This window comes from Shewanella sp. 10N.286.52.E4 (assembly GCF_041468785.1).
GTDB lineage: Bacteria > Pseudomonadota > Gammaproteobacteria > Enterobacterales > Shewanellaceae > Shewanella > Shewanella electrodiphila.
The window spans coordinates 1-206 of the sequence record NZ_JBFRJJ010000083.1 but is presented as its reverse complement, the minus strand read 5'-3'; the positions used below and the strand labels follow the sequence as shown (position 1 = coordinate 206).

Annotated in this window: 1 pseudogene; it reads right to left on the bottom strand. The window is 52.4% G+C overall.

The features are described from left to right. Window positions 1–206, bottom strand: a pseudogene (locus tag AB4153_RS21440) (RTX toxin); the annotation flags it as partial.

The following is a 206-nucleotide window of genomic DNA, read 5'->3' as shown; positions in this document are numbered from 1 at the left end:
TCAACGGTCACGCCAGTGATGATTTGCACTGTGCCAGCGCTATCGGTGAGCGTTAGGGTGACTGTGCTGTTTGGCGCGACATCAGTAGTGGTACCTGAAATGTCAGCGGTTTCTGCGCCATCATTAATCACTAATGCAACGTCGATAGAGCCCGCAGTCGCATCCATGTTGTCGGTGTCAGCATCAGTGACGGTTTGACCGTTTTG